Raw genomic sequence first — 26,507 nt, 5'->3', positions numbered from 1 at the left:
TAGCCGATCCCCGCTCCGAAAAGCGAATCCAGCCGCAATCCGATAAAAAGCGCACGCCGAATAAGCACCGAGCCGAGCCGCGAAAAAGCGAAACGGCCGGTACGGACCGGAAGTGGTGTTTCAAGGGATTGGCTACCGCAGGACCGTCCGCGCAGACGCGTGTCCGGTGCTCCCTGCTGGGCAGCTCGAAGAACTGTACGCGCATCTGCGTCCGGATGCAAACGACCTGCAAAAGGGGGGCAGGCCGGGCCCCGGGGAGAGGGGTCCGGCCTGCCTGGCGCGGAGGAGTAGAGCGCCGGGGGTCTCAGCTGTTGGTGGGGAAGCCGAGGTTGATGCCGCCGTGCGACGGGTCCAGCCAGCGCTGGGTCACGGCCTTGCCCCGGGTGAAGAACTGGACGCCGTCCGGGCCGTAGGCGTGGGCGTCGCCGAACAGCGAGGCCTTCCAGCCGCCGAAGGAGTAGTAGGCGACCGGCACCGGGATCGGCACGTTGATGCCGACCATGCCGACCTCCACCTCGAACTGGAAGCGCCGGGCCGCGCCGCCGTCGTTGGTGAAGAGCGCGGTTCCGTTGCCGTAGGGGTTGGCGTTGATGAGCGCCAGTCCCTCGTCGTAGGAGGCGACGCGCACGACGGAGAGGACCGGGCCGAAGATCTCGTCGTTGTAGACGGACATGCCGGGCTTCACGTGGTCGAACAGCGTCGGGCCGAGCCAGAAGCCGTCGCTGGTCGGGCTGCCGTTCTTGTCCTCGGCGGTGACGGGGTGCTTGCGGCCGTCCACGGCGAGCTCGGCGCCGTCGGCGACGCCGGACTCCACGTAGGAGGTGACCTTGTCGCGGTGCTGGCCGGTGACCAGCGGGCCCATCTCGGAGTCGCCGTTGCAGCCGGGGCCGACCTTCAGGGTGGCGATCCGCTGCTTGATCTTGTCGACCAGCTCGTCACCGATCGGGTCGACGGCGACCAGGACGGAGACCGCCATGCAGCGCTCGCCCGCCGCACCGAAGCCGGCGTTGACGGCGGCGTCGGCGGCGAGGTCGAGGTCGGCGTCGGGCAGCACCAGCATGTGGTTCTTGGCACCGCCGAGGGCCTGCACGCGCTTGCCGTAGCGGGTGCCGGTCTCGTAGACGTAGCGGGCGATCGGGGTGGATCCGACGAAGCTGACGGACTTCACGTCGGGGTGCTCCAGCAGGCGGTCGACGGCCACCTTGTCACCGTGCACGACGTTGAAGACGCCGTCCGGCAGCCCGGCCTCCTTCCAGAGCCCGGCGAGGAAGTTGGCCGCGGACGGGTCCTTCTCGGAGGGCTTCACCACGACGGTGTTGCCGGCCGCGATGGCGATCGGGAAGAACCACATCGGCACCATGGCCGGGAAGTTGAACGGCGAGATGATCGCGACCGGGCCGAGCGGCTGGCGGATCGAGTAGACGTCGACGCCGGTGGAGGCCTGCTCGGTGAAGCCGCCCTTGATCAGCTGGGGGATGCCGCAGGCGTACTCGACGACCTCCAGGCCGCGGGCGATCTCGCCGAGCGCGTCCGAGTGCACCTTGCCGTGCTCGGACACGATGATCTCGGCCAGCTCGTCCCGGCGGGCGTTCAGCAGCTCGCGGAAGGCGAAGAGCACCGTGCTCCGCCTGGCCACCGAGGCGGTGCGCCACTCGGCGAAGGCCGAGGCGGCGGCAGCCACGGCCTGGTCGACCTCGGCGATGCCGGCGAAGTCGACCTGGCCGGCGACCTGGCCGGTGGCCGGGTCGAAGATGTCACCGCGGCGGGGCGCCGCACCGGCGGTGGCGACCGACTGGCCGCCGATCCAGTGAGTGATGTGCTTGCTCAAGTCCGTCTGCCTCCGAAGTCCCGGGCGGCGTCCTGCCACCGGTCCGGTCTGGCGCCGCCCGCGAGAGGGTCGGGCGACGGGAATTCACGGGGCTACCGCGCTCGTCTTCCAGTCTGGGGGCCACTGGAGCACGGCTCAACGAACAGGCTGACGGGGATCGCGGATTCAGCCTTACAGGTCGTCCGGTCACTGGGCCGAACGCGTGAACCGGCGGCTACGGGGGCCTCAGGACTCCTCGTCCTCCAGGTACGGGTCGTGCAACCCGTCGGCGGCCTCCCGGGTCTCCAGCAGGTCCAACCGCAGGTCCTGTGCCCAGACCAGCGCCCACCGCTTGAGCCCGTCCACCGCCCCGGCATCGACCCCCCGGGCGCGGAACCGGCCGTCCGCCGCCTCGGCCAGCGTCTCCAGCCGGTCGGCGAGCGCGCCCGGCTGGAAGTCCGGGTCCAACTCGCCTGCCAGGGCTAGCAGTTCGCCCTCCCGGTAGTTGCGGGTGAGGGCGTGCACGTCGATCAGGTCGCGCGGCATGCCCCGGTCGACCAGCAGCGCGGTGGTGAGTGCCGCCGCGTCCTCCAGGGCCACCACCGGCAGCACCAGCGGGGGCTCGCCCGGCTCCCGGAGGCCGGAGTCCTCCTCCCCCGCCGTCACCGCCTCCGCCTCCGCCTCCGGGACGCCGAAGTCCAGCCGGACCGGCCGGTGGCCGAGCGGTTCCTTCCGCAGCTCCACCGAGTGCGTCCGCCCGCCCAGCGCCAGCCGTACGGTCAGCTGCTCCAGCCGCGGCGTGCCCGGCCGCTCGGCGACCCCGCCGCCGGCCGCCCGGTACGCCTCGGTCAGCGCCGCGGCCACCTCCGGCAGGTCGGCCCCGCCGGTGACCAGGGTGAGGCCGTCCTGCGGGCAGGCCCGGACGCCGTGGGCGCGCAGCGCGTGCCCACCGGCCAGCGCCAGCCCGTACCGGGTGCAGACGGGCGCGGCCAGGGCGGCCAGGCGCAGCTGGGCCGGGCCCGGCCGGAGGGAGGCGTCGACGGCGTGCGGGGCGGTGGTCACGCCTCCAGTCTGGCCCGGGCGCCCGCCCCGCGCGCTGCCGGCGAGAGCCGTGCGCGCCCGCCGTGAACAGCACGACGGCGCTACCGGCCGCCCAGCCCGGCCGCCGCCTCGTGCAGGGCGAGCTCCAGCAGCACCGGGTCGTTGAGCCGCCCGGAGCCGTCGGGCGGCACCAGCCAGCGCACGCCCCGGCTGGTACGTCCGGGGTGCGGGACGACGATCCAGGTGCCCTCCCCCGCGCAGCTCACGCCGGTGCCGACCCAGCGGGCCGCGGTGCCGACGGGCACCAGGAAGCTGACGTGCTCCTCGCCGAAGTCGGCGAGGACCGGGCCGCGGGCTCCGGCGTCCAGGGCGCCCAGGACGTCCAGGGCCGGACGCCCGAGCCGCCCGGGGACGGCGAGGACGTCCCAGCGGCGCCCGGCCGGTAGCAGCACCAGGCCCAGGCCGGTGCGTTCCCACTGCTCCCGGAAGTCCTCCGGGTCCGCTGCCACCTGGGCGAGCCAGTGCAGTCCGGTGCTCTCCATGTCGTGTCCCCGCTTCTCGCCGTGTCGTACGGTCGGGCGCGGCGGGAGAACGAGACCCGCCGTCACCGAGGAGAGGCGGACGGCGGGTCGCTCTTACACGGGTCGCGGGACATACTCCACGATCGGCTGCGGTCAGCTGTCGAAGCCGAGCCCCAACCGGTCGAGGGTGCGCAGCCAGAGGTTGCGGTGGCCGCCGTTGCGGTCGGCGTGCTCCAGCGAGCGGGTGGTGATCTCGATCCCGGCCCAGCGCACCGGTTCGGGTGGGAAGGGCAGCGGCTTGGAGCGCACCATGTCCAGCGAGGTGCGCTCGGTGCGCTCGCCGGCCAGCAGGTCGAGCATCACCTCGGCCCCGAAGCGGGTGGCGCCGACGCCGAGCCCGGTGTAGCCGACCGCGTACGCGACCTTGCCCCGGTACGCGGTGTCGAAGAAGGCCGAGAACCGGCTGCAGGTGTCGATGGCACCGCCCCAGGCGTTGGTGAAGCGCAGCCCCTCCAGCTGCGGGAAGCAGCGGAAGAAGTGGTTGGCCAGGGTGCGGAAGGTCTCCGGCCGCTGGTCGTACTCGTGCCGGACGTGGCCGCCGTAGTGGTAGACGGCGTCATAGCCGCCCCAGAGGATCCGGTTGTCGGCGGACAGCCGGAAGTAGTGGAACTTGTTGGCACTGTCGCCGAGCCCCTGCCGGCCGCGCCAGCCGATCGAGGCGAGCTGCTCGTCGCTGAGCGGCTCGGTCATCAGCGCGTAGTCGTACACCGGGACGACGTACGGACGGACGCGCTTGAGCAGGGACGGGAACACGTTGGTGCCGAGCGCGACCCGGCGGGCGAAGACCCGGCCGTACGGGGTGCGGGCGGCCATGCCGCCGCCGTGCTCGCGCAGCTCGGTGGCCCGGGTGTGCTCGAAGATCCGGACGCCGAGGCCCAGGCAGGCCTCCTTGAGGCCCCAGGCGAGCTTGGCGGGGTGGACCATCGCCACGCCGTCCTTGTCCCAGAGGCCGCCGAGGAAGGTCGGCGAGTTCACCTCGGCGCGCAGCTGGTCGGCGTCCAGGACGGTGAGGTCGAAGCCGTAGCGGGCGACGGCCTCGGCGACCTCGTGCAGCTCCTCGACCTGGTGCGGCTGGGTGGCGACGTCGATCTCGCCTGTGCGCTCCCACTCGGCGTCGATGCCGTAGCGCTTGAGGGTGGCCTCGATGCCGTCCAGGTTGGCGGCACCGAGGCGTTCCAGCTGGGCGAGTTCGGACGGCCAGCGCTCCAGGCCGTTGCCGAAGCCGTGGGTGAGGCTGGCCGCGCAGAATCCGCCGTTGCGCCCGGACGCGGCCCACCCGACCTCGTGGCCCTCGACCAGGACGACGTCCAGTGCGGGGTCGCGCTCCTTGGCGATGAGGGCGGTCCACAGACCGGAGTAGCCGCCGCCGACGACCAGCAGGTCGCAGGTGGTGTCGCCGACCAGGGCGGGCAGCGCCGCCGGCCGGCCCGGGTCCTCCAGCCAGAAGGGGGTGGGCCTGGCGTCACTGAGTGCGCGGGCGGAGTCCATGCATTATCAGCCACTTTCTACGGATAGATGACGGTACCTGCCACCGCTGACCGACCGTACGTCAGGCGGTGGCCTTGCGGCGGTTGCCGAGCCACTGGCCGGTCACGGTCAGCGCGACCGCGGCGACGAACATCGCGGTGCCGATGACGTTCACCTGCACCGGGATGCCGCGCTGCGAGGCGCCCCAGACGAACATCGGGAAGGTGACCGTGGTCGGGCCCGAGTTGAACTGGGTGATGATGAAGTCGTCGAAGGAGAGCGCGAAGCTGAGCAGCGCGCCGGCGGCGATGCCGGGGGCGGCCAGCGGCAGGGTGACCCGCAGGAAGGTCTGGGCGGGGGTCGCGTAGAGGTCCTGGGCGGCCTGTTCGAGCCTCGGGTCCATGCTCATCACGCGCGCCTTGACCGCCGTCACCACGAAGCTCAGGCAGAACATGATGTGGGCGATGAGGATGGTGGTGAAGCCGAAGGGGATGCGCATGTTGAGGAACAGCGTCCCCAGCGAGGCTGCCATGACCACCTCGGGCATGGCCATCGGCAGGAAGATCATCGCGGTGGTGGCCGAGCGGCCGCGGAAGCGGTAGCGGGCCAGCGCGAAGGCGACCATGGTGCCGAGCACGGTGGCGCCGATGGTGGCGAGCACCGCGATCTGCAGGCTGAGCGAGAGCGACTGGCACATGTCGGCCACGCCGCAGGGGTTGGTCCAGGCGTCGGTGGAGAACTGGTTCCACTCGTAGTTGAACTTGCCGACCGGCTTGTTGAACGAGAAGGCCAGCACGACCAGGTTGGGCAGCACCAGGTAGGCCAGCGCCAGCAGGCCGGCCAGGACCACCAGGTGGGCGCGGACCCACTTCAGGATGCGGGACATCAGACCAGTTCCTCCGTCCCGGCCTTGCGCATGTAGACCGTCACCATGCCCAGGATCAGGGCCATCAGGATGAAGCTCAGCGCGGCCGCCGTGGGGTAGTCGAGCACGTTCAGGAACTGCTTCTGGATGCCGTTGCCGACCATCTGCTCGCTCGGCGAGCCCAGCAGCTGGGCGTTGATGTAGTCGCCGGAGGCGGGGATGAAGGTGAGCAGGGTGCCCGCGACCACGCCCGGCAGCGAGATCGGGAAGGTGACCTTGCGGAAGGTGGTGAACGGCCGGGCGTAGAGGTCGCCGGCCGCCTCGTGCAGCCGGGGGTCGATCCGCTCCAGCGAGGTGTACAGCGGCAGGATCATGAACGGCAAGAAGTTGTAGGTCAGGCCGCAGACCACGGCCAGCGGGGTGGCGAGCACCCGGTCGCCGGAGGTGAGCCCGACCGCGTTGGTGAGGTCCAGGACGTGCAGGGTGTTGAGCGCGCCGACCACCGGGCCGCCGTCGGACAGGATGGTCTTCCAGGCCAGCGTGCGGATCAGGAAGCTGGTGAAGAACGGCGCGATGACCAGGATCAGGATGACGTTGCGCCAGCGCCGGCTCGCCTTGAAGGCGATGGTGTACGCCAGCGGGTAGCCGATGGCCAGGCAGAGCACGGTGGCGATGGCCGCGTATGAGAACGAGCGGACGAAGTGCCACTTGTACTCGACCAGGGCGTCCCAGTAGGTCGCGAAGTGCCAGGTGACCTTGAAGCCCGCTTCGAGGGAGCCGGTCTGCAGCGAGGTGGACGCCTGGTAGACCATCGGGACGGCGAAGAAGACGACCAGCCAGGCGATGCCGGGCAGCAGCAGCCAGTAGGGGGTGAGCTTGCGCTTCGGCTTCTGCGCGGGCTCGCCGAGCGGGATGACCTGGGGGGCCGCCGCCGGGGTGGTGGTGGTCATGCGGCCTCCTCCGCGGTGCCCGCGTCGATCGCCTGCGAGGCGTCCAGGGCGAAGGAGTGGGCGGGGTTCCAGTGCAGCAGCACGGGGGCGCCGGGGACGATCCGGGCGTCGCGCTCCATGTTCTGCTCGAAGACGGTGACCTCCTGGCCGCCGTCGGTGCGCACCACGTACTGGGTGGAGACGCCGATGAAGCTGGAGTCCAGGACGGTGCCGGACAGCCGGTTGCGGCCCTCGGCGACCTCCGCGGTGGCGTGGCTGATGGTGATCTTCTCCGGGCGCACGCCCAGGTGCACCAGCTTGGCCTCGGTGGCGCAGCGCGCCTTCGGCACCGCGAGCCGGCTGCCGCCGACGGTGAGCAGCAGGTCCCCGCCCGCGCCGCCGGTGACCTCGGCCGGCAGCAGGTTGGACTGGCCGAGGAAGTTGGCCACGAAGGTGGTGCCGGGGTTCTCGTACAGGTCGGCGGGCGCGCCCAGCTGCTCGACCCGGCCGCCGTTCATCACCGCGATGGTGTCGGCCATCGTCATGGCCTCCTCCTGGTCGTGGGTGACGTGTACGAAGGTGATGCCGACCTCGGTCTGGATCCGCTTGAGCTCCAGCTGCATCTGACGGCGCAGCTTGAGGTCGAGGGCGCCGAGCGGCTCGTCCAGCAGCAGCACCTGGGGGTGGTTGATCAGCGCGCGGGCGACGGCGACGCGCTGCTGCTGGCCGCCGGAGAGCTGGTGCGGCTTGCGCCGTGCGTACTGGCCGAGCTCGACCAGTTCCAGCATCGACTCGACCTGCTTCTTGACGTCCTTGTTGCCGCGCCGGCGCAGGCCGAAGGCGACGTTCTCGAAGATGTCCAGGTGCGGGAAGAGCGCGTAGCTCTGGAAGACGGTGTTGACCGGCCGCTTGTACGGGGGCAGCGCGGTGACGTCCTGGCCGCCGATCAGGACGGTGCCGCTGGTGGGCTCCTCCAGTCCGGCGATCATGCGCAGGGTGGTGGTCTTGCCGCAGCCGGAGGCGCCGAGCAGGGCGAAGAAGGAGCCCTGGGGGACGGTCAGGTCGAGCGGGTGGACGGCGGTGAAGGAGCCGTAGGTCTTGCCGATGCCGGTGAGGCGGACATCGCCGCCGGCCGCGTCGCGCAGCTGGTCTGTCATGGGGTGTCTTCCTGGGTCTTTCTGCCGGCAGTGTTTGTTGACCGAGCGGGGGTCAGGCGCCGATGAGCTTGGAGAACTTCTGCTCGAAGTCGCTCTCCTCGCCCTCGGTGAGGGTGCGGAACACGTGCGCCTTGGCCGCCATCTCCGGGGTGGGTACGACCAGCGGGTTGGCCGCGCTGTCCGGGGCGAGGGCGGCGAGCTCGTCCTTCATCCCGGTGACGGCGGAGACGTAGCCGATGCCCGCGACCAGCTGCGCCGCGATCTTCGGCTGATAGTAGAAGTCGATCAGCTTTTCCGCGTTCGTCTTGTGCCGCGCCTTGGCCGGGACCAGCATGTTGTCGGTCGAGGCGAGGTAGCCCTTCTCCGGGATGACGAACTCGATGTCCGGGTTGTCGGCACGCAGCTGGATCAGGTCACCGCCCCAGGCGACGCAGGCGGCGATGTCCCCGGAGGACAGCTCCTGGCCGTAGTCGTTGCCGGTGAAGCGGCGGACCTGCTTGTTGTCGACGGCCTTCTGCATCCGGGCGACCGCGGCGTCGTAGTCGTCGGCGGTGAACTTCGCCGGGTCCTTGCCCAGGTCCAGCAGGACCATCCCGATGCTGTCCCGCATCTCGGAGAGGAAGGTGACCCGGCCCTTGAGCTCGGGGTCGTCCAGCAGCTGGGAGACGCTGGTGACCTCCTTTCCCTTGGTCGCCTTCCGGTTGTACGCGATGACGGTCTGGATGCCGGCCCAGGGGTAGGAGTAGAGCCGGCCCGGATCCCAGTCGGGGGCGCGGAAGCGGGCTTCGACGTTGGTGATCGCGGTGGTGACGTTCGCCGGGTCGAGCTTCTGCGCCCAGCCGAGCCGGATCAGCCGGGCGGCCATCCAGTCGGTGAGCACCACCAGGTCGCGACCGGTGTCCTGGCCGGCCGCCAGCTGCGGCTTGACCTTGCCGAAGAACTCGACGTTGTCGTTGATGTCCTCGTTGTACTTGACCTTGATGCCGGTGGCCGCGGTGAAGGCGTCCAGGGTGCCGTGCTTCTGCTTGTCCTTCTCGTCGGTGTCCACGTACAGCGGCCAGTTGGAGAAGTCGACCTCCTTCTCGCTCTCCGAGAAGTCCTTGGCGGCGTTTGCGGTCGAGTCCCCGGTCGCCCTGGGGGCGGCGGGGATGCCGCAGGCGGCCAGGGTCCCCGCGCCGGCGGTGAGTGCGGCGGCGCGCAGCAGGGTGCGGCGGCCGACCGCGGCCCGACCGCTGGTCAGGCTGCGTTCCCAGGCCCTGCGGACCGGTTCGGGCAGACCGTCGGTGAGCTCGTTGAACGCCTTGAACACCATGGAACGGGCCTCCTGGGGGAAGAAGGGTGCGTGGGGGAGCACCCGGGGCCTGCGGGGGGGTTATCGGTCTCCGAAGACGGTGCGGTGCCAGTCCTTGCGGGCCACCGCGGTGGTGTCGAACATGACGTGCTTGACCTGGGTGTACTCCTCCAGCGAGTACTGGGACATGTCCTTGCCGTAGCCGGACGCCTTGTAGCCGCCGTGCGGCATCTCGCTGATGATCGGGATGTGGTCGTTGACCCAGACGCACCCGGCGGCGATCTCCCGGGTGGCGCGCAGCGAGCGGTGCACGTTGGCCGTCCAGGCGGAGGCGGCCAGGCCGTACGGGGTGTCGTTGGCCAGCCGCAGTCCCTCGTCGTCGCCGTCGAAGGGCAGCACCACCAGCACCGGGCCGAAGACCTCGCCCTGGACGACCTCGCTGTCCTGGGCCGCGCCGGTGATCAGGGTCGGCGCGTAGTAGGCGCCCCGGGCGAGGTCGGTTCCGTCGTGGCCCTTCGCCGGCGCGGGGCCGCCGGTGACGACGGTGGCGTAGGAGCGGGCGCGCTCGACGAATCCGGCCACCCGGTCCCGGTGGGCGTACGAGACCAGCGGGCCGAGGTCGGTGCGCGGGTCGCGCGGGTCGCCGATCCGGATGGCCGCGTACAGTTCGGCGACTCCGGCCACGAAGGCGTCGTAGAGCGGGCGTTGGACGTACGCGCGGGTGGCGGCGGTGCAGTCCTGGCCGCCGTTGATCAGCGAGGCGGCGACGGCGCCGTGCACCGCGGCGTCCAGGTCGGCGTCGTCGAAGACCACGAACGGGGCCTTGCCGCCGAGTTCCAGGTGGGTGCGCTTGACGCTCGCGGTGGCGAGCTCGGCGACCCGTCGGCCGACGGCCGTGGAGCCGGTGAAGGAGACCATCGCGACCCCGGGGTGGGAGACCAGGTGCTCGCCGGCCGTGCGCCCGGCGCCGGTGACCACGTTGACCACGCCGTCCGGGATGCCCGCCTCGGTGCAGGCCCGGGCGAACATCACCGAGGTCAGCGGGGTCAGCTCGGCCGGCTTGAGGACGATGGTGTTGCCCGCCGCGATGGCCGGGAGGATCTTCCAGGCGGCCATCTGCAGCGGGTAGTTCCACGGCGAGATCGAGCCGACCACGCCGATCGCCTCACGCCGTACGTAGGAGGTGTGGTCGCCGGAGTACTCGCCGGCCGCCTTGCCCTCCAGGTTGCGGGCGGCGCCGGCGAAGAACGCCGCGTTGTCGACGGTGCCGGGCACGTCGAACTCGGTGGCCAGCTTGACCGGCTTGCCGGTTTGCGCGGTCTCCACCCGGGCGAGGTCGTCGGCGGCCGCGCCCAGGACGGCGGCCAGCCGGGTGAGCGCCTCGGAGCGGGCCCCCGGGGTGGCGGAGGACCAGCCGGGCAGGGCGGCCCGCGCGGCGGCGACGGCGGCGTCCACGTCCCCGGCGGTGGCCAGCACGACCTGTTCGACCACCGTGCCGTCGGCGGGGTTGACGACCTGGAAGGGCTCGCCGCTCCCCCGGGTCTGACGGCCCGCGATGTACTGCGCGCCCGCGCCGAAGTCGGTCAGGTCCATCTGGGTTCCTCCAAGTGACGGCGGTTCGACCGCGCTGCGGCGAAACGCTTCCGCGGTGGGGGTCTGCGGTCCCGCTGACCTTGCCAACTGCGGGGTTGACGTGACAAGGGTCACTTCGACAGTCTCGGCACGAAGGGCCTTACAGAGTGCAAGGCTCCTCGCAGGGCAACAGGTCGTTGTGACGATGGATGATTCACCTGACACTCTGTCCCCTTGCGCCCCGCCCCGCCCTTGGAGGCCCGCGATGCTCCCCACCGTCGCCCGCGTGCTCGACCTTGAGGTGATGCGGCGCGGCCTGCCCCAGGTCGTGGCCGGCGCCGACCGCCTGGAGCGGCCGGTCCGCTGGGTGCACGTCAGTGAGCTGCCCGACGTCGCCGGCGTGCTGCAGGGCGGCGAGCTGGTGCTGACCACCGGCATCGCCCTGCCCGAGGACCGCGAGGGCCTGGCCCGCTACGTCCGCGACCTGGACGAGGTCGGCGTGGCCGGTCTGGTGGTCGAGTTCGGCCGGCGCTACTTCGACTCGCTGCCGCGCGCCCTGGTGCACGCCGCCGAGCAGCGCGGGCTGCCGCTGATCGCGCTCCGCCGCGAGGTGCGCTTCGTCGCCGTCACCGAGGCCGTGCACGCCCTGGTGGTGAACGCCCAGTTGGACCAGCTGCGGGTCTCCGAGTCGGTCCACCAGGTCTTCAACGAGCTGGTGGTCGAGGGCGCCGAGCCGCCCGAGGTGATCCGCCAGGTGGCCCGGATGGCGGGCGGGCCGGTGGTCCTGGAGAACCTGGCCCACCAGGTGCTCGCCCACGACAGCGCCGGACGCCCCGAGGCCGAACTGCTGGAGGACTGGGAGCGCCGCTCGCGCGGGGTCCGCCCGCCCGGCCGCACCGGCCACGACCCGCGCAGCGGCTGGCTGGTGACCACCGTCGGCGCCCGCGGCCAGGACTGGGGCCGGCTGGTCCTGGTCCTGGAGCCCGGCCCGCTGCCGGAGGGCCAGGCACACCCGCACGCCATGCTGCTGGAGCGCGGCGCCTCCGCGCTGGCGCTCAACCGGCTGGTGGTGCGCGACCGGGAGAGCCTGGAGCGGCAGACCCACCGCACCCTGCTCTCCGGCATCCTCACCCACGCGCTCACCGTCTCCGAGGTGGCCCTGCGCGCCCAGGCGCTCGGCGTCCCGCTCGACGGCCGCCGACTGGTCGGCGTGGTGCTGCGCCAGCGCCGCGGGCCGATCCCCGCCGCGCTGGAGGCCCAGGCCCGGCTGCGCGACTTCACCGAGCTGGCGGCCGGCGCCGTGCGGGCCAGTCGGCTCTCCGCCCTGGTCGGCGCGCTGGACGACGAGGGCGTCGGCCTGCTGATCGCGCTCGGCGCCCAGCAGGACGAGCACGCCGCCCTGGAGACCTTCTCCGCAACCCTGCGCCGGATGTCCGCCGAGGCCGGCCGGGAGGGCGCCGACGCCCCGGGGCCGGTGGTCGCGGTCGGCTCCTCGGTCGGCTCGGTCCGGGACGCCCGGCGGACCCTGCTGGAGGCCGCGCAGGTCGCCGACGCGGCCCTGCACGACGCGCCCGGCGGGGGCCGGACCGCCTCCTACTACCGACTGCCGGACGTCCGGCTGCGCGGCCTGCTCCACCTGCTGCGCGACGACGCCCGCCTGCAGACTTACGTGGAAAGGGAGTTGGGCCCGCTGCTGGCCCACGACGCGGAGCACAACGGCCAGTTGGTGCAGATGCTGCGGATCTACCTGGAGCAGGGCCGGAACAAGTCGGCGGCGGCCGATGCCGCCCACCTGTCCCGGCCGTCCTTCTACGACCGGCTGCACAAGGTCGAGCGGATCCTCGGGGTCGACCTCGACCAGGTGGAGTCCTGTCTGTCCCTGCACGTGGCGCTGCTCGCGCTGGACGCCGTGCGCCGGTGAGCACCGAGGGGTGTCACACCCCGGTGATGCGCCCCCAGACCTTGTGCAGTTCCGGCCGCTCGGCCGAGGTGACGTCCCGCATGCCGTGCAGCCGGGCGCGCATCTCCTCGGTCGGGAACACCAGCGGGTTCTCGGCGAGTTCGGCCTTGTCCTTGTCCCCGCTGTTCGCCAGCACCTCGCGGGCGGCCGGCACCGGGCAGATGTACTGGACGGCTGCGGCCAGTTCGGCGGCCACCTCGGGCTGGTAGTAGTAGTCGACCAGCAGCTCGGCGTTGCGCTTGTGGGCGGCCCGGTTGGGGATCATCAGGCTCTCCGCCCACAGCTCGCCGCCCTCCTCCGGCACCACGAAGGCGATGTCCGGGTTCCCGGCGGTGAGTTGGACGGCGTCGCCGGAGTAGGCCTGGCAGGCCACCGCGGCGCCGGAGGCGAGGTCGCTGGTGTAGTCGTTGCCGGTGAAGCGGCGGACGTGCCCGGTGTCGACCATCTTCTGCACCAGGTCCATCGCCCTGTGCGCGTCGTCGTCACCGAACCGCGCGATGTCCGCGCCCTGGGAGAGCATCAGCAGCCCGAGCGCCTCGTCCAGCCCGGCGAACAGCGTGATCCGGCCCTTCAGGTCGGGCGCCCAGAGGTCGGCGGTGGACTTGAGCTCCCGGCCCAGCGCCTTGCGGTTGTACGCGATGCCGGTGATCCCGGACTGCCAGGGCACGCTGCGGCGGCGCCCCGGGTCGAAGACCGGGTTCGCCAGCTGGGGGTCCAGGTTGGCGGTGACGTTGGGCAGGTCGGCCCGGTCCATCGCCTGCACCCAGCCGAGCGAGACGTACCGCCCGGCCATCCAGTCGCTGATCACCATCAGGTCCCGGCCCGGGTCGGCGCCCTGGGTGAGCACCGGGCTGATCTTGCCGAAGAACTCGTCGTTGTCGTTGATGTCCTCGGTGTAGGTGACCGCGATCCCGGTCTTCTCGCTGAACGCGTCCAGGGTCGGGCGCTTCCCCTGGTCGTCGGTGTCGATGTACTGCGTCCAGTTGGAGAAGTTCAGCCGCATGTCGCGCTCCGAGCGGTCCGGCGCCGAGCGGCGGTCCTCGGCGACGTACGCGGACGGGATGCCGCAGCCGGTCAGCGTGCCGGCGCCGAGCAGCGCGGCCCCGCCGAGCACCGAACGTCGGCGCAGCGCGGGAGAGGGGGAGGGTCGGCGGGTCGGGGTGGAGCTGCGGGACATGGGGGGCCTTCCGGAGCGTGGAACGGCCCCGGGAACACGCGGGTGCGCCCGGGGCCGTCCTGGTAGGTACGTCAGACGGTGTGCGCGTCGGTCAGCGACAGCACCTCGTCCAGCACCGCGAGGCCGGCCTTGGCCTCCTCCTCGGTGACGGTGCACGGCGGGACGACGTGGAAGCGGTTCATGTTGACGAACGGCCAGAGCCCGCGCTGCTTGCAGGCCGCGGCCAGCTCCGCCATCGGCGCGTTGGCGGCGCCCGCGGCGTTGTACGGGACCAGCGGCTCCCGGGTCTCCCGGTCCTTCACCAGGTCGAGCGCCCAGAACACGCCGAGGCCGCGCACCTCGCCGATCGAGGGGTGCCGCTCGGCCAGCTCGCGCAGGCCGGGGCCGAGCACCGTCTCGCCGATGTGCTTGGCGTTCTCGACGATGCCCTCCTCCGCCATGGCGTTGATGGTGGCCACCGCCGAGGCGCAGGCCAACGGGTGCCCCGAGTAGGTGAGCCCGCCGGGGAACGGCCGCTCGGCGAAGGTCGCGGCGATCTCGGCGCTGATCGCCACGCCGCCCAGCGGGACGTAACCCGAGTTGACGCCCTTGGCGAAGGTCATGAGGTCCGGCACCACGCCCCAGTGGTCGGCGGCGAACCACTCGCCGGTGCGGCCGAAGCCGGCCATCACCTCGTCCAGGATGAACACGATCCCGTGGCGGTCGCAGATCTCCCGCACCCCGGCCAGGTAGCCCGGCGGCGGGACCAGGATGCCGGCGGTGCCGACCACCGTCTCCAGGATGACCGCGGCGACCGTACCCGGTCCCTCGAAGGCGATCACCTGCTCCAGGTGCTCCAGCGCGCGCTCGCACTCCTGCGCCTCGTTCTCGGCGTGGAAGTTGGAGCGGTAGGCGTACGGGCCCCAGAAGTGCACCACGCCGGAGACGCCGGTCTCGTTGGCCCAGCGCCGCGGGTCGCCGGTGAGGGCGATCGCGTTGGCGGTGGCGCCGTGGTACGAGCGGTAGGTGGAGAGCACCTTCTGCCGGCCGGTGTGCAGCCGGGCCAGCCGGATGGCGTTCTCGACCGCCTCGGCGCCGCCGTTGGTGAAGAAGATCTTGTCCAGGTCGCCCGGGGTGCGCTCGGCGATCAGCCGGGCCGCCTCGCTGCGCGCCTCGACCGCGAAGCCGGGGGCGATGGTGCAGAGCTTCGCCGCCTGCTCCTGGATCGCGGCGACCACCTTCGGGTGCTGGTGGCCGATGTTGGTGTTGACCAACTGCGAGGAGAAGTCGAGGTAGCGGTTGCCGTCGTAGTCCCAGAAGTACGAGCCCTCGGCGCCGGCCACCGCGAGGGGGTCGATCAGCGCCTGGGCGGACCACGAGTGGAAGACGTGTGCGCGGTCGGTGGCCTTGACCGCCTGGCCGGCGGCTGAGTCAGCGGTGGGGATGCTCATGCCGGTAAGGCTAGGGCCGGCCGCCCCCGAAGTGCAGTTTCATCCTGTCAGCCGGACACGCGACCCGCCGACAGGGTGCAAAGCGACAGGGCCCGGGTCGAAAGACCCGGGCCCCTTTTGTCAGTTCACCTGATTGTCAGCTCCGGTCAGATCGCGGTCATGACGTGCTTGACCCGGGTGTAGTCCTCGAAGCCGTACGCCGACAGGTCCTTGCCGTAGCCGGACTTCTTGAAGCCGCCGTGCGGCATCTCGGCGACCAGCGGGATGTGGGTGTTGATCCAGACGCAGCCGAAGTCCAGGCGGCGGGACATCCGCATGGCGCGGGCGTGGTCCTTGGTCCACACCGAGGAGGCCAGCGCGAACTCGACGCCGTTGGCGTACTCGACGGCCTGCTCCTCGTCGGTGAACTTCTGCACGGTGATGACCGGGCCGAAGACCTCGTTCTGGATGATCTCGTCGTCCTGCAGCAGGCCGGAGACGACGGTCGGGGCGTAGAAGTAGCCCTTGTCGCCGACCCGGTGGCCACCGGCCTCGACCTTGGCGTGGGCGGGCAGCCGCTCGATGAAACCGGCCACCTGCTTGAGCTGGTTGGCGTTGTTCAGCGGGCCGTACAGCACGTCCTCGTCGTCCACGCCGCCGGTCTTGGTCTCGGCCGCGGCCTTGGCGAGCGCCTCGACGAAGGCGTCGTGGATCGACTCGTGCACCAGTACGCGGGTGGCGGCGGTGCAGTCCTGGCCGGCGTTGAAGTAGCCGGCCACCGAGATGCCCTCGACGGCCTCGGCGATGTCGGCGTCCTCGAAGACCACGACCGGGGCCTTGCCGCCCAGCTCCAGGTGGACCCGCTTGACGTCCTTGGAGGCCGACTCGGCGACCTGGATGCCGGCCCGGACGGAGCCGGTGATGGAGGCCATCGCCGGGGTCCGGTGCTCGACCATCAGCTTGCCGGTCTCGCGGTCGCCGCAGATGACGTTGAAGACGCCGGCCGGCAGCTCCAGGTCCTTGAGGATGCCGCCGATGATCTCGGCCAGCAGCACGGTGGAGGCCGGGGTGGTGTCCGAGGGCTTGAGGACCACGGTGTTGCCAGCGGCGATGGCCGGGGCGAACTTCCAGACCGCCATCATCATCGGGTAGTTCCACGGTGCGACCTGGGCACAGACGCCGACCGGCTCACGGCGGATGATCGAGGTCATCCCGTCCATGTACTCACCGGCGGCCTTGCCCTCCAGCATGCGGGCGGCACCGGCGAAGAAGCGGATCTGATCCACCATCGGGCCGATCTCCTCGGAGAGGGTCAGCGCCCGGGGCTTGCCGGTGTTGCGCACCTCGGCGTCGACGATCTCGTCGGCCCGGGCCTCGACCGCGTCGGCGATCTTGAGCAGCAGCTTCTGCCGGGTGCTGGGGGTGGCGTCGCGCCAGACCGGGAAGGCGGCGGCGGCCGAGGCCATGGCCGCGTCCACGTCAGCGGCACCGGACAGCGGCGAAGTCGCGTAGACCTCGCCGGTGGTCGGGTCGACGATGTCGAGCGTGCGGCCGTCTGCCGCGTCGACGAACTCACCGTTGATGTAGTTGCGCAGCGTGCGAAGGTCGCTCACGGGTCTCTCCTCGGTCTGGGCCTGCGGCGTTGCAGATTCCGGCGCCATGGTACGTCGGCGGATCGGGCCTACGAAGGGTGCCGAGTGGCCCGGCCGGAGGCGGCACGGTCCACTGGTGGCGGAATGCGCGCCGCCCTGCGGGGGCGCGCGCGTACCGTGCCAGGGTAGCCGGAAGACTGCTGGGATCGACAGCCTCCGTGCGTGAACACGATGAAATCCGCATGGGATTTCCGGAAGAGCGACGAAATCAGCAGTTTCCACGCTTGCGAACACGGGAACGATCAGGCACAGTGGCCGCGTGGCCAACCGCGACCGGAACGCGAGTGTTCCCCTCGACGCCGCCTCCAAGGCGATCATCGAGCAGCTCCAGGAGGACGGGCGTCGCCCGTACGCCGCCATCGGCAAGGCCGTCGGCCTGTCGGAGGCAGCCGTACGGCAGCGCGTCCAGAAGCTGCTCGACCAAGGCGTGATGCAGATCGTCGCCGTCACGGACCCGCTCACCGTCGGCTTCACCCGCCAGGCGATGGTCGGCATCCGGGTCGAGGGCGACATCGAGCCCGTCGCCGACGCGCTGGCCGCCCTCGACGAGGTCGACTACGTCGTCTGCACCGCAGGCTCGTTCGACCTCCTGGCCGAACTGGTCTGCGAGGACGACGAGCACCTGCTCGAAATGATCAACAAGCGCATCCGCGCGCTTCCCGGCGTGCGGAGCACCGAGAGCTTCGTTTACCTGAAGCTCCGGAAACAGACCTACACCTGGGGCACCCGATGACAGCCGACCCGGCGCAGAAGGACCTTTCCAAGACCGCCTACGACCACCTGTGGATGCACTTCACCCGCATGTCGTCGTACGAGAACTCCCCCGTGCCGACCATCGTCAAGGGCGAGGGCACGTACATCTGGGACGACAAGGGCCGGAAGTACATCGACGGCCTGGCCGGCCTGTTCGTCGTGCAGGCCGGTCACGGCCGCACCGAGCTCGCCGAGGTCGCCGCCAAGCAGGCCAAGGAACTCGCGTTCTTCCCGATCTGGAGCTACGCGCACCCCAAGGCCGTCGAGCTGGCCGAGCGCCTGGCCAACTACGCCCCGGGCGACCTCAACAAGGTCTTCTTCTCCACCGGTGGCGGCGAGGCCGTCGAGACCGCCTGGAAGCTCGCCAAGCAGTACTTCAAGCTGATCGGCAAGCCGACCAAGTACAAGGTCATCTCCCGCGCCATCGCCTACCACGGCACCCCCCAGGGCGCGCTGTCCATCACCGGCCTGCCGGGCCTCAAGGCCCCGTTCGAGCCGCTGGTGCCGGGCACCCACAAGGCCCCGAACACCAACATCTACCGCGCGCCGCACTACCTCGAGGGCCCCGACGGCACCGTCGACCCCGAGGCGTACGGCCGCTGGTGCGCCGACCAGGTCGAGGAGGCCATCCTCTTCGAGGGCCCCGAGACCGTCGCCGCCGTCTTCGTCGAGCCGGTGCAGAACGCCGGCGGCTGCTTCCCGCCGCCGCCCGGGTACTTCCAGCGCCTGCGCGAGATCTGCGACCGTCACGACGTGCTGCTGGTCTCGGACGAGGTCATCTGCGCCTTCGGCCGCCTCGGCACCATGTTCGGCGCCGACAAGTTCGGCTACGTGCCGGACATGATCACCTGCGCCAAGGGCATGACCTCGGGCTACTCCCCGATCGGCGCCACGATCATCTCGGACCGCATCGCCGAGCCGTTCTACAAGGGTGACAACACCTTCCTGCACGGCTACACCTTCGCCGGCCACCCGGTGTCCTCGGCCGTGGCGCTCGCCAACCTCGACATCTTCGAGCGCGAGGGCCTCAACCAGCACGTCCTCGACAACGAGTCGCGCTTCCTGGGCACCCTCAGCAAGCTGCGCGACCTGCCGATCGTCGGCGACGTCCGCGGCAACGGCTACTTCTACGGCATCGAGCTCGTCAAGGACAAGGTCACCAAGGAGACCTTCAACGACGAGGAGACCGAGCGCGTGCTCTACGGCTTCCTCTCGAAGGCCCTCTTCGACAACGGCCTGTACTGCCGCGCCGACGACCGCGGCGACCCGGTCGTCCAGCTGGCCCCGCCGCTGATCTCCGACCAGTCGACCTTCGACGAGATCGAGCAGATCCTGCGGACCAGCCTCACCGACGCGTGGGCCAAGCTCTGATCCCCTGAGCCCTCTCCCCACCCTCCTCCGAAGGGCGGTCCCGCACCCGCGGGACCGCCCTTCGGCGTTCGCGCCCCCGCCCGCCACCGCCGCGGAACATCACAGTCGAACGACCAAACATGCCTGAATGCGGGTGATTTGCCCGTGATGGACCAGAGCGCCGCAACCCCGACCGGCCCCGGTCGTTCTAATCTGACGACTGTCATATCCCTGCGGCCACCCAGGATGGAACCTCATGTCAGCGGCACCGCCTGACAACGACGTGCTGTGGGCCCGAGGGATCGTCAAGTCCCACGACGGCACCCCCGCCCTGCGCGGCATCTCCATCGGCGTCCGCGAGGGCGAGGTGCTCGCCGTCACCGGCCCGCGCGGCTGCGGCAAGAGCACCCTGCTCGGCTGCCTCTCCGCCCAGCTCCCGGTCGACGAGGGCGAGGTCTGGTTCAACAGCTCCCCCGTCCACACCCTCGGCCGCGCCGGACGCGAACGGCTGCGCCGCGACCGCTTCGGCTTCGTCGGCTCCGAACCGCACCTGGTGCCCGAACTCAGCGCCCGCGAGAACGTCGCCCTGCCGCTGCTGCTCGCCGGTGCCGGCAACAAGGCCGCCTACACCGCTGCCGACGAGTGGCTGGAACGCCTCGACGTCGGCGAGATCGCCCGACAGCGCCCGGACCGGCTGGTCCAGAGCCAGCGTCAGCGGATCGCCGTGGCCCGCGCCCTCGCACCGCTGCCGCCCGTCGTCTTCGCCGACGACCCCACCGCCCCGCTGCACCGCGAGGCCGCCGACCAGGTCCTGCGGATACTGACCAGCGCGGCCCGCTCCCACCAGCTCACCCTCGTCCTGGCCACCCACGACCCCGAGCTCGTCCGGTTCGCGGACCGCGCCGTCGCCCTCGTCGACGGACGGCTCACCGCCCCCGCCGCCCCCGTCCCGCGCGGCACCCCCGCCCCGGGCACGGCCGGCGCCTCCGCCGTCACGGCCACCCGCCGCTGACACCGCCCAGTCGCTGCCCAGAGCCGAGCCGCTGAAAGAGTCGACGTGTTCTACCTCCGTCTGGCCCGGGGCTACCGGGTACCCGACCTCGGCCGCTGGCTGCTCACCGCACTGGCGGCCGCCGTCGTCGCCGCGTTCCTGCTGCGCTCCCTCGGCCGCGCGCTGAGCGACCCGCTCGGCGGCACCGACGCGCTGGCACGGCTGCTCTGGTGCCTGCCGCCGCTCGCCGCCGTCGCCTGGTTCGCGGCCGTCGCCGCCCGCTCGGTGCCCGCCCGACGGCCCGAACGGATCGCCGGCCTCACCGCCGCCGGGGCCGGCTCCCGCCGGATCCGCGCCCTGATCGCCGGCGAGGTCGCCCTCGCCTGCACCCTCGGCAGCGTGCTCACCCTGCTGCTCTTCCTGGTGCTGCGCAACGACATCGCCGGGCCCTCGCTCGCCCCCGACCTCGGCATGGGCGTGCCGCTGCCGCCCGCCGCCCCGGTCACCCTGCTCGCCCTGGTCCCGCTCACCGCAGGCCTCGCCGCCGGGTGCTCGGTGCCCGTCGCCGAGACCCTGCCCGGCGGCCGCACCCGCGGCCGGACCGGCTTCGGTCCGCTGCGGATCGCCGTACCGGTCGGACTCGTGGTGATCGGCGCCGCGCTCGAACTGATCGCGCTGCGGCCCGGCGCCCCCGCCGACGGCCGTCCGATCCACCTGCCCGCCGGACTCGGCAGCACCAGCACCGCCGCCCTCGGCGGCTGGGCCGCCGGCGCGCTCGGCCTCGCCCTGCTCACCGGCCCGCTGCTCGCCTGGACCGGACGGCTGCTCGCCCTCGGCCGGCCCACCCCGCTGCGGCTGCTCGCCGGACGCGGCCTCACCGCCCAGGCCCGTCGGCTCGGCCCGCCGCTGGCCGTCCTCACCCTGGTCGTCGCCCTGGTGCTGACCACCGTCCGCTACTGGATCGGCACCCCCGACAGCGCCGACGCGCTGCCCGCCGTCGAGGCCTGCCTGGTGCTCGGCTGCACGGCCGCCGCGGTGCTCGCCCGGCTCGCCGAGGTCCGCACCGACCGCCGGGAGATCACCGAGGCGCTGCTGCGCCTCGGTGCCTCGCCCCGGCTGCTGTTCGGCGCCGTCGCGCTGCGCACCCTCGCGGTCGGCACCACACTGCTGCTGACCGGCGGGGCGACCGCCGCGCTGGCGGCCGCCGGACTGCGGTAGTTCCCGACCGGCTCGTCAGCCCGCCGCGGCGAGCTGGCCGCAGGCGCCGTCGATCTCCTGGCCGCGGGTGTCGCGAACGGTGGTCGGCACGCCGTGCGACTGGAGCCGGCGGACGAACTCGCGCTCGTCCTCGGGCCGGGAGGCCGTCCACTTGGAACCCGGGGTCGGGTTCAGCGGGATCAGGTTGACGTGCACCCGGTGGTTCTTGATCAGCCGGCCGAGCAGGTCGGCGCGCCAGGCCTGGTCGTTGATGTCCTTGATCAGCGCGTACTCGATGGAGATCCGGCGGCCGGACTTCTCCGCGTAGTTCCACGCCGCGTCCAACACCTCGGCGACCTTCCAGCGGGTGTTCACCGGGACCAGCTCGTCGCGCAGCTCGTCGTCCGGGGCGTGCAGCGACAGCGCCAGGCGGCAGCTGAGGCCCTCGTCGGCCAGCCGGTTCATCGCCGGGACGAGGCCGACCGTGGAGACCGTGATGCCGCGCTGGGACAGGCCGAAACCGTCCGGCGCCGGGTCGGTCAGCCGGCGGATCGCGGCCAGCACCCGGTTGTAGTTGGCCAGCGGCTCGCCCATGCCCATGAAGACCACGTTCGACAGCCGCGCCTCGCCGCCCGGGATCTCCCCGGCCTTGAGCGCGCGCATCCCGGCGGCGATCTGCTCGACGATCTCGCCGGTGGACAGGTTGCGGGTCAGCCCCGCCTGGCCGGTGGCGCAGAACGGGCAGTTCATGCCGCAGCCGGCCTGCGAGCTGATGCACATGGTGACCCGGTCCGGGTAGCGCATCAGCACGGACTCGACGAGCGTGCCGTCGAACAGCTTCCAGAGCGTCTTGCGGGTGGTGTCGTCGTCGCAGGACACGTGGCGCACCACCGACATCAGCTCGGGCAGCAGGCCCCCGGTGAGCTTCTCCCGGCTGGCGGCGGGGATGTCCGTCCAGCTCGCCGGGTCGTTCGACATCCGGCCGAAGTAGTGGTTGGAGAGCTGCTTGGCGCGGAACGGCTGCTCGCCCAGCTCGGCGACGGCCTCCTTGCGCTCGGCGGGGCTCAGGTCGGCGAGGTGTCGCGGGGGCTTTGCGCCGCGCGGCGCGACAAAGGTGAGTTCTCCGGGCTTAGGCATGGTTGTTCCAGTGTCGCAGACGCGCGAGGGCCCCGGACGCCTGGCGTCCGGGGCCCCGCTGCGGATCCGCTGGTCAGCTCCCGACGAAGGCCGCCAGCAGCAGCCAGACCACCGGGGCGGTGGGCAGCAGCGAGTCCAGCCGGTCCATGATCCCGCCGTGGCCGGGCAGCAGCGTGCCCATGTCCTTGATCCCGAGGTCGCGCTTGATCATCGACTCGCCCAGGTCGCCCAGGGTGGCGGTGACGGCGGCGCAGCCGCCCAGGATCAGGCCCTGCCACCAGCTGCCGCCGTCGATGATCAGCTGCATCAGCACGGCGCCCGCCAGCATCGACAGGCCGATGCCGCCGGCCAGGCCCTCCCGGGTCTTGCCGGGGCTGATCGTCGGGGCCAGCTTGGTCTTCCCGAACTTGTAGCCCACCGCGTAGGCGCCGGTGTCACTGCAGATCGTGACGATCAGGAAGAGCACGATCCGCTGGGGGCCGTCGTCGGCCGCCAGCATCATCGCCACGAAGGTCGCCAGGAACGGCACGTAGAAGGCGGTGAACACCCCCGCCGTTATGTCCCGCAGGTAGTTCTCCGGCGGCTCGGCCATCCGCCAGACCATCACCGCCAGCCCGGTCAGCGCGAGCGAGGCCGCGGCCCACTCGACCCCGGCCCAGTAACCGGTGGCGATCATGGCGATGCCGCCCACCAGCAGCGGGACCAGCGGCGCCTTGATCTGCTTGCGCTCGGACAGCCGGCTGGTCAGCTCCCAGACTCCGACCGAGGCCGCGGCCATCACGACGAACAGGAACAGCGCCTTCACCACGAACAGCGAGGCGATGATCACCACACCGAGGCCCACCCCCACGCCTATGGCGGCCTGGAGGTTACGGCCGCCGCGCTGCTTGCGCGGCTCCGGCTGCGGGGCGGGCTGGGCGGCCACGGGTGTCTCCTGCCCTGGATGGGACGACGGCACGAAGGGGGCCTGCCCGGCCGCCCAGTGGCTCTGCGGCGGCGCGGGATGCACCGGAGCCCCCGGGTACGGCGGGGTGCCGTGGCCGGGGGCGGGGGTGACGTGATCGGCTATCGCGCGCAGCGCAACCGTCTCCGTCACGCCGGGCGGCGCCGTCTCGGGCTGCTCGTCCCGGAACAGCGGTCCGCCGGGTCGGCCGGCCTCCCGGGCCTGGTCCGCGGCGGGCTCGGCCGAGCCGTGGGCCGGGCCGTGGTCGGGCGCACCGGGGTGCGGGCCGGGATCGGCCGGTACGGGAGGCATGACCTGAGTCTCCTCCGCGTCGCCGCCCCAGTACACCGGAGGCTGCTGCGAGTGATCCGAACGGAGGCCCTGGTCCCCCGGGACGGCACCCGGCCCGCCCTGCTGGGCGGCCCGGGCCCCCGGCTGACCGGGGTGCCCCGGGAAGGGCTGCGCCTCGACCGGCGCAGCGGGGCCGGACCGGCCGGGGGCCGGCGGTCCCTGGACCGGCGCCGGCTGCTCGCCGTACCCCGGCGCCGGAGCGGCCGGCGGCCGGGGTGCCTGCGGCTGCGGCGCCGGGCGGTAGGGCTGGAACTGCTGGTCGGACGGGCCCCAGTAGCCAGGGGCGTCAGGGGCGTCGTTCATCAGACCTCGAGCAGCTCGGCTTCCTTGTGCTTCAGCAGCTCGTCGACCTGGGCCACGTACTTGGCCGTGGTGTCGTCGAGCTCCTTCTCGGCGCGGCGGCCGTCGTCCTCGCCGACCTCGCCGTCCTTGACCAGCTTGTCGATGGCGTCCTTGGCCTTGCGGCGGACGGCGCGGATCGAGACCTTGGCGTCCTCGCCCTTGGTCCGGGCGATCTTGATGAACTCCCGGCGGCGCTCCTCGGTCAGCTCCGGCAGCACCACCCGGATGATGGAGCCGTCGTTCGACGGGTTGACGCCCAGGTCGGAGTCGCGGATCGCCTGCTCGATGGCCTTCAGCGCGGTCTTGTCGAACGGCGAGACGACCGCCATGCGCGGCTCCGGCACCGAGAACGAGGCCAGCTGGTTGATCGGCGTGATGGCGCCGTAGTACTCGGCGACGATCTTGGCGAACATCGCCGGGTGGGCACGGCCGGTGCGGATCGCCGCGAGGTCGTCCTTGGCGACGGCGACGGCCTTCTCCATCTTCTCCTCGGCCTCGAGGAGGGTCTCTTCGATCACTGTGATCTCCCTGTCCGGTTCATCTGCTGTTGTCCCGACCGGCGTCGGCATCGGGGCCGGTCGCGGCGGACGCCGTCCCGTACGGCGGGTTGCTGCTCAGGCCCGGACAGAATCCTGGCTGATGAGTGTGCCGATCTTCTCACTCTTCACCGCACGCGCGATATTGCCCTCCGCCAGCAGTTCGAACACCAGCATCGGGAGGTTGTTGTCCTTGCACAGGGTGATCGCGGTGAGGTCGGCGACCTTGAGGTCGCGCGCGATGACCTCGGAGTACTCCAGCGCGTCGAACTTCACCGCGTCCGGGTTGGTCCGGGGGTCGGAGTCGTAGACGCCGTCCACGCCGTTCTTGCCCATCAGCAGGACGTCGGCGTGGATCTCCAGGGCGCGCTGGACGGCCGTGGTGTCGGTGGAGAAGTACGGCATGCCCATACCGGCGCCGAAGATCACCACACGGCCCTTCTCCAGGTGCCGGACGGCCCGCAGCGGCAGGTACGGCTCGGCGACCTGGCCCATGGTGATGGCGGTCTGGACCCGGGTCTCGATGCCTTCCTTGACCAGGAAGTCCTGCAGCGCCAGGCAGTTCATGACGGTGCCGAGCATGCCCATGTAGTCGGAGCGGGCCCGGTCCATGCCGCGGACCTGGAGCTCGGCCCCGCGGAAGAAGTTGCCGCCGCCGATGACCACCGCGACCTCGGTACCGGCGCGGACGACCGTGGCGATCTCACGGGCGATCGCGTGCACGACGTCCGGGTCGACGCCGAGCCCGCCGCCACCGGCGAAGGCTTCACCGGACAGCTTGAGCAGCACCCGGCGGCGCGAGCCCGCCTTGGGGTCCTGCGCGGTCTCCTGCGTCTCCTGCATGGACTTCTCCTTTATTGCACCTGCTGGCTCACAGGCCTGGGCGTGCGGATGCCCGGCCTGCGTGTACACGAGAGGAGGCCACTGCCGCGGGAACCGGTTCGGTGTCCTGCACGGCAATGGCCTCCTCGTCGCTCATGGTGCCGACACGGCCCGCCCATGGACGGCTGGCGCTGGGTGAGCCCGTTCGGCGATCCGCCCGCCCTGGTCAGCGGGCAGCGGCGGTTCCCAGCCTAGAGGGGCCGGGGACCGGGTGGAACGTGGCTCAGGCGCCGACGCGGAAGCGGGCGAAGCGCTTGAGGGCGACGCCGTTCTCCTCGAGGACCTTGGCGACGGTCTTCTTGCTGTCCTTGGCGAAGGCCTGCTCCAGGACGGAGTTCTCCTTCACGAAACCGGTGACGCGGCCCTCGACGATCTTCGGCAGGGCGGCCTCCGGCTTGCCCTCCTCGCGAGCGGTGGCCTCGGCGACGCGGCGCTCGTTCTCGAGGTCCTCGGCCGGGATGTCCTCGCGGGACAGGAACTTCGGCGCGAAGGCGGCGATGTGCTGCGCGACGTCCTTGGCGACCTCGGCGTTCTCCTTGTCCAGCTCGACCAGGACACCGACGGCCGGCGGCAGGTCGGGGCTGGTCTTGTGGAGGTAGACCGCGACGAAGCCGTCACCGTCGAACTGGGCGAAGCGACGGAAGACGATCTTCTCGCCCAGGGTCGCGTTGGCCTCGTCCACGAACTGCTGGACGGTCTTGCCGGCCTCGATCTCGGAAGCCAGGGCGGCGTCCAGGTCGGCCGGGGCGATCTTGGCGACGTGGGCGGCGATCGCGTCGGCGACCTCGACGAACTTCTCGCCCTTGGCGACGAAGTCGGTCTCGCAGTTCAGCTCGACCAGAACGCCGGACTTCTTGTCCTCGGCGATCAGCGCGGCGACGGCGCCGTTGGAGGCGTCACGGCCCTCGCGCTTGGCAACGCCCTTCTGGCCCTTGATGCGCAGGAGCTCGACGGCCTTCTCGACGTTGCCCTCGGCCTCGTCCAGGGCCTTCTTGCAGTCCATCATGCCGGCGCCGGTGAGCTCACGGAGCTTCTTGACGTCCGCGGCGGTGAAGTTCGCCATGGTGTGAATCTCTTCTCGCGTCTCGCGTGTCTGCGTGGAGTGGCGCCGGGACCG

Annotated in this window: 22 protein-coding genes; 5 read left to right on the top strand and 17 right to left on the bottom strand. The window is 71.5% G+C overall.

The genetic code is table 11. The annotated features are described in order from the left end of the window. Nucleotides 1-304 precede the first annotated feature (304 nt). The 9 genes from ABTY61_RS30365 to ABTY61_RS30325 all read right to left on the bottom strand — a co-directional run bounded on the left by ABTY61_RS30365 (nucleotide 305) and on the right by ABTY61_RS30325 (nucleotide 10,731). A complete protein-coding gene (locus tag ABTY61_RS30365) occupies nucleotides 305-1,828 on the bottom strand; it encodes a CoA-acylating methylmalonate-semialdehyde dehydrogenase (RefSeq protein ID WP_350508300.1) in 1,524 nt (507 codons plus the stop codon). A gap of 225 nt (nucleotides 1,829-2,053) precedes the next feature. After that, the gene (locus ABTY61_RS30360) at nucleotides 2,054-2,869 is read right to left on the bottom strand and encodes a nucleotidyl transferase AbiEii/AbiGii toxin family protein (RefSeq protein ID WP_350508299.1); all 816 of its coding nucleotides are present in this window, start codon (nucleotides 2,867-2,869) and stop codon (nucleotides 2,054-2,056) included. Between the two features lie 80 nt (nucleotides 2,870-2,949). Continuing rightward, nucleotides 2,950-3,390, bottom strand: a complete 441-nt coding sequence (locus ABTY61_RS30355) for a bifunctional DNA primase/polymerase (RefSeq protein WP_350508298.1) — start codon at nucleotides 3,388-3,390, stop codon at nucleotides 2,950-2,952. Nucleotides 3,391-3,522: 132 nt separating this feature from the next. Beyond that, the gene (locus ABTY61_RS30350; RefSeq protein WP_350508297.1) at nucleotides 3,523-4,917 is read right to left on the bottom strand and encodes an NAD(P)/FAD-dependent oxidoreductase; all 1,395 of its coding nucleotides are present in this window, start codon (nucleotides 4,915-4,917) and stop codon (nucleotides 3,523-3,525) included. 61 nt (nucleotides 4,918-4,978) lie between these two features. Further along, nucleotides 4,979-5,782, bottom strand: coding sequence for an ABC transporter permease (locus ABTY61_RS30345; RefSeq protein ID WP_350508296.1), 804 nt, complete (start codon nucleotides 5,780-5,782; stop codon nucleotides 4,979-4,981). Further along, nucleotides 5,782-6,711: an ABC transporter permease gene (locus ABTY61_RS30340; protein ID WP_350508295.1), complete on the bottom strand. Its 930-nt coding sequence runs from the start codon at nucleotides 6,709-6,711 to the stop codon at nucleotides 5,782-5,784. Before ABTY61_RS30340 ends, ABTY61_RS30345 begins: the two co-directional genes overlap by 1 nt. Continuing rightward, entirely contained in the window at nucleotides 6,708-7,847 is a 1,140-nt protein-coding gene (locus tag ABTY61_RS30335; protein WP_350508294.1) for an ABC transporter ATP-binding protein, read from the bottom strand. The genes ABTY61_RS30340 and ABTY61_RS30335 overlap by 4 nt, the downstream gene beginning before the upstream one ends. A 52-nt stretch (nucleotides 7,848-7,899) precedes the next feature. Next, on the bottom strand, nucleotides 7,900-9,159 hold the full coding sequence (locus ABTY61_RS30330; protein ID WP_350508293.1) for a polyamine ABC transporter substrate-binding protein: 1,260 nt from the start codon (nucleotides 9,157-9,159) through the stop codon (nucleotides 7,900-7,902). 60 nt (nucleotides 9,160-9,219) lie between these two features. Next, nucleotides 9,220-10,731: a gamma-aminobutyraldehyde dehydrogenase gene (locus ABTY61_RS30325; RefSeq protein ID WP_350508292.1), complete on the bottom strand. Its 1,512-nt coding sequence runs from the start codon at nucleotides 10,729-10,731 to the stop codon at nucleotides 9,220-9,222. Between the two features lie 244 nt (nucleotides 10,732-10,975). Here ABTY61_RS30325 and ABTY61_RS30320 point away from each other — a divergent pair, with 244 nt between their 5' ends. After that, nucleotides 10,976-12,631: a PucR family transcriptional regulator gene (locus tag ABTY61_RS30320; protein ID WP_350508291.1), complete on the top strand. Its 1,656-nt coding sequence runs from the start codon at nucleotides 10,976-10,978 to the stop codon at nucleotides 12,629-12,631. Between the two features lie 13 nt (nucleotides 12,632-12,644). On the opposite strand, the gene ABTY61_RS30315 is transcribed toward ABTY61_RS30320, so the two are convergent. From ABTY61_RS30315 to ABTY61_RS30305, 3 genes are all read right to left on the bottom strand, one after another. Next, the gene (locus ABTY61_RS30315; RefSeq protein WP_350508290.1) at nucleotides 12,645-13,847 is read right to left on the bottom strand and encodes a polyamine ABC transporter substrate-binding protein; all 1,203 of its coding nucleotides are present in this window, start codon (nucleotides 13,845-13,847) and stop codon (nucleotides 12,645-12,647) included. Nucleotides 13,848-13,918: 71 nt separating this feature from the next. Then, nucleotides 13,919-15,277, bottom strand: a complete 1,359-nt coding sequence (locus tag ABTY61_RS30310; RefSeq protein ID WP_350508289.1) for an aspartate aminotransferase family protein — start codon at nucleotides 15,275-15,277, stop codon at nucleotides 13,919-13,921. A 146-nt stretch (nucleotides 15,278-15,423) separates the two neighbouring features. After that, nucleotides 15,424-16,917 (bottom strand): gamma-aminobutyraldehyde dehydrogenase, encoded by a 1,494-nt coding sequence (locus ABTY61_RS30305; protein ID WP_350508288.1) that lies wholly within the window; start codon nucleotides 16,915-16,917, stop codon nucleotides 15,424-15,426. A gap of 250 nt (nucleotides 16,918-17,167) precedes the next feature. Between ABTY61_RS30305 and ABTY61_RS30300 the strand changes: the two genes are divergently transcribed. The 4 genes from ABTY61_RS30300 to ABTY61_RS30285 all read left to right on the top strand — a co-directional run bounded on the left by ABTY61_RS30300 (nucleotide 17,168) and on the right by ABTY61_RS30285 (nucleotide 21,220). Then, nucleotides 17,168-17,641, top strand: a complete 474-nt coding sequence (locus tag ABTY61_RS30300) for an Lrp/AsnC family transcriptional regulator (RefSeq protein WP_030306695.1) — start codon at nucleotides 17,168-17,170, stop codon at nucleotides 17,639-17,641. Further along, entirely contained in the window at nucleotides 17,638-19,032 is a 1,395-nt protein-coding gene (locus ABTY61_RS30295) for an aspartate aminotransferase family protein (protein WP_350508287.1), read from the top strand. Before ABTY61_RS30300 ends, ABTY61_RS30295 begins: the two co-directional genes overlap by 4 nt. Before the next feature lie 235 nt (nucleotides 19,033-19,267). Next, complete coding sequence (locus ABTY61_RS30290) at nucleotides 19,268-20,023, top strand: ABC transporter ATP-binding protein (protein ID WP_350508286.1); 756 nt, start codon at nucleotides 19,268-19,270, stop codon at nucleotides 20,021-20,023. A gap of 45 nt (nucleotides 20,024-20,068) precedes the next feature. Beyond that, the gene (locus tag ABTY61_RS30285; protein ID WP_350508285.1) at nucleotides 20,069-21,220 is read left to right on the top strand and encodes a hypothetical protein; all 1,152 of its coding nucleotides are present in this window, start codon (nucleotides 20,069-20,071) and stop codon (nucleotides 21,218-21,220) included. A gap of 15 nt (nucleotides 21,221-21,235) precedes the next feature. On the opposite strand, the gene rlmN is transcribed toward ABTY61_RS30285, so the two are convergent. From rlmN to tsf, 5 genes are all read right to left on the bottom strand, one after another. Continuing rightward, nucleotides 21,236-22,336 carry a dual-specificity RNA methyltransferase RlmN gene (rlmN, locus tag ABTY61_RS30280; protein ID WP_350508284.1) on the bottom strand — a complete coding sequence of 367 codons (1,101 nt, stop codon included), beginning with the start codon at nucleotides 22,334-22,336 and terminating at the stop codon, nucleotides 21,236-21,238. Between the two features lie 73 nt (nucleotides 22,337-22,409). Further along, nucleotides 22,410-23,591, bottom strand: coding sequence for a phosphatidate cytidylyltransferase (locus ABTY61_RS30275; protein ID WP_350508307.1), 1,182 nt, complete (start codon nucleotides 23,589-23,591; stop codon nucleotides 22,410-22,412). Nucleotides 23,592-23,932: 341 nt separating this feature from the next. Continuing rightward, on the bottom strand, nucleotides 23,933-24,490 hold the full coding sequence (gene frr, locus ABTY61_RS30270; protein WP_350508283.1) for a ribosome recycling factor: 558 nt from the start codon (nucleotides 24,488-24,490) through the stop codon (nucleotides 23,933-23,935). 96 nt (nucleotides 24,491-24,586) lie between these two features. Then, nucleotides 24,587-25,351, bottom strand: coding sequence for a UMP kinase (pyrH, locus tag ABTY61_RS30265; protein WP_030056790.1), 765 nt, complete (start codon nucleotides 25,349-25,351; stop codon nucleotides 24,587-24,589). 262 nt (nucleotides 25,352-25,613) lie between these two features. Continuing rightward, nucleotides 25,614-26,453 (bottom strand): translation elongation factor Ts, encoded by an 840-nt coding sequence (tsf, locus tag ABTY61_RS30260; protein ID WP_350508282.1) that lies wholly within the window; start codon nucleotides 26,451-26,453, stop codon nucleotides 25,614-25,616. Nucleotides 26,454-26,507 lie beyond the last annotated feature (54 nt).

It is taken from the genome of Kitasatospora sp. NPDC096128 (genome assembly GCF_040303105.1).
Lineage (GTDB): Bacteria > Actinomycetota > Actinomycetes > Streptomycetales > Streptomycetaceae > Kitasatospora.
This window is presented reverse-complemented; position numbering and strand designations above follow the sequence as displayed.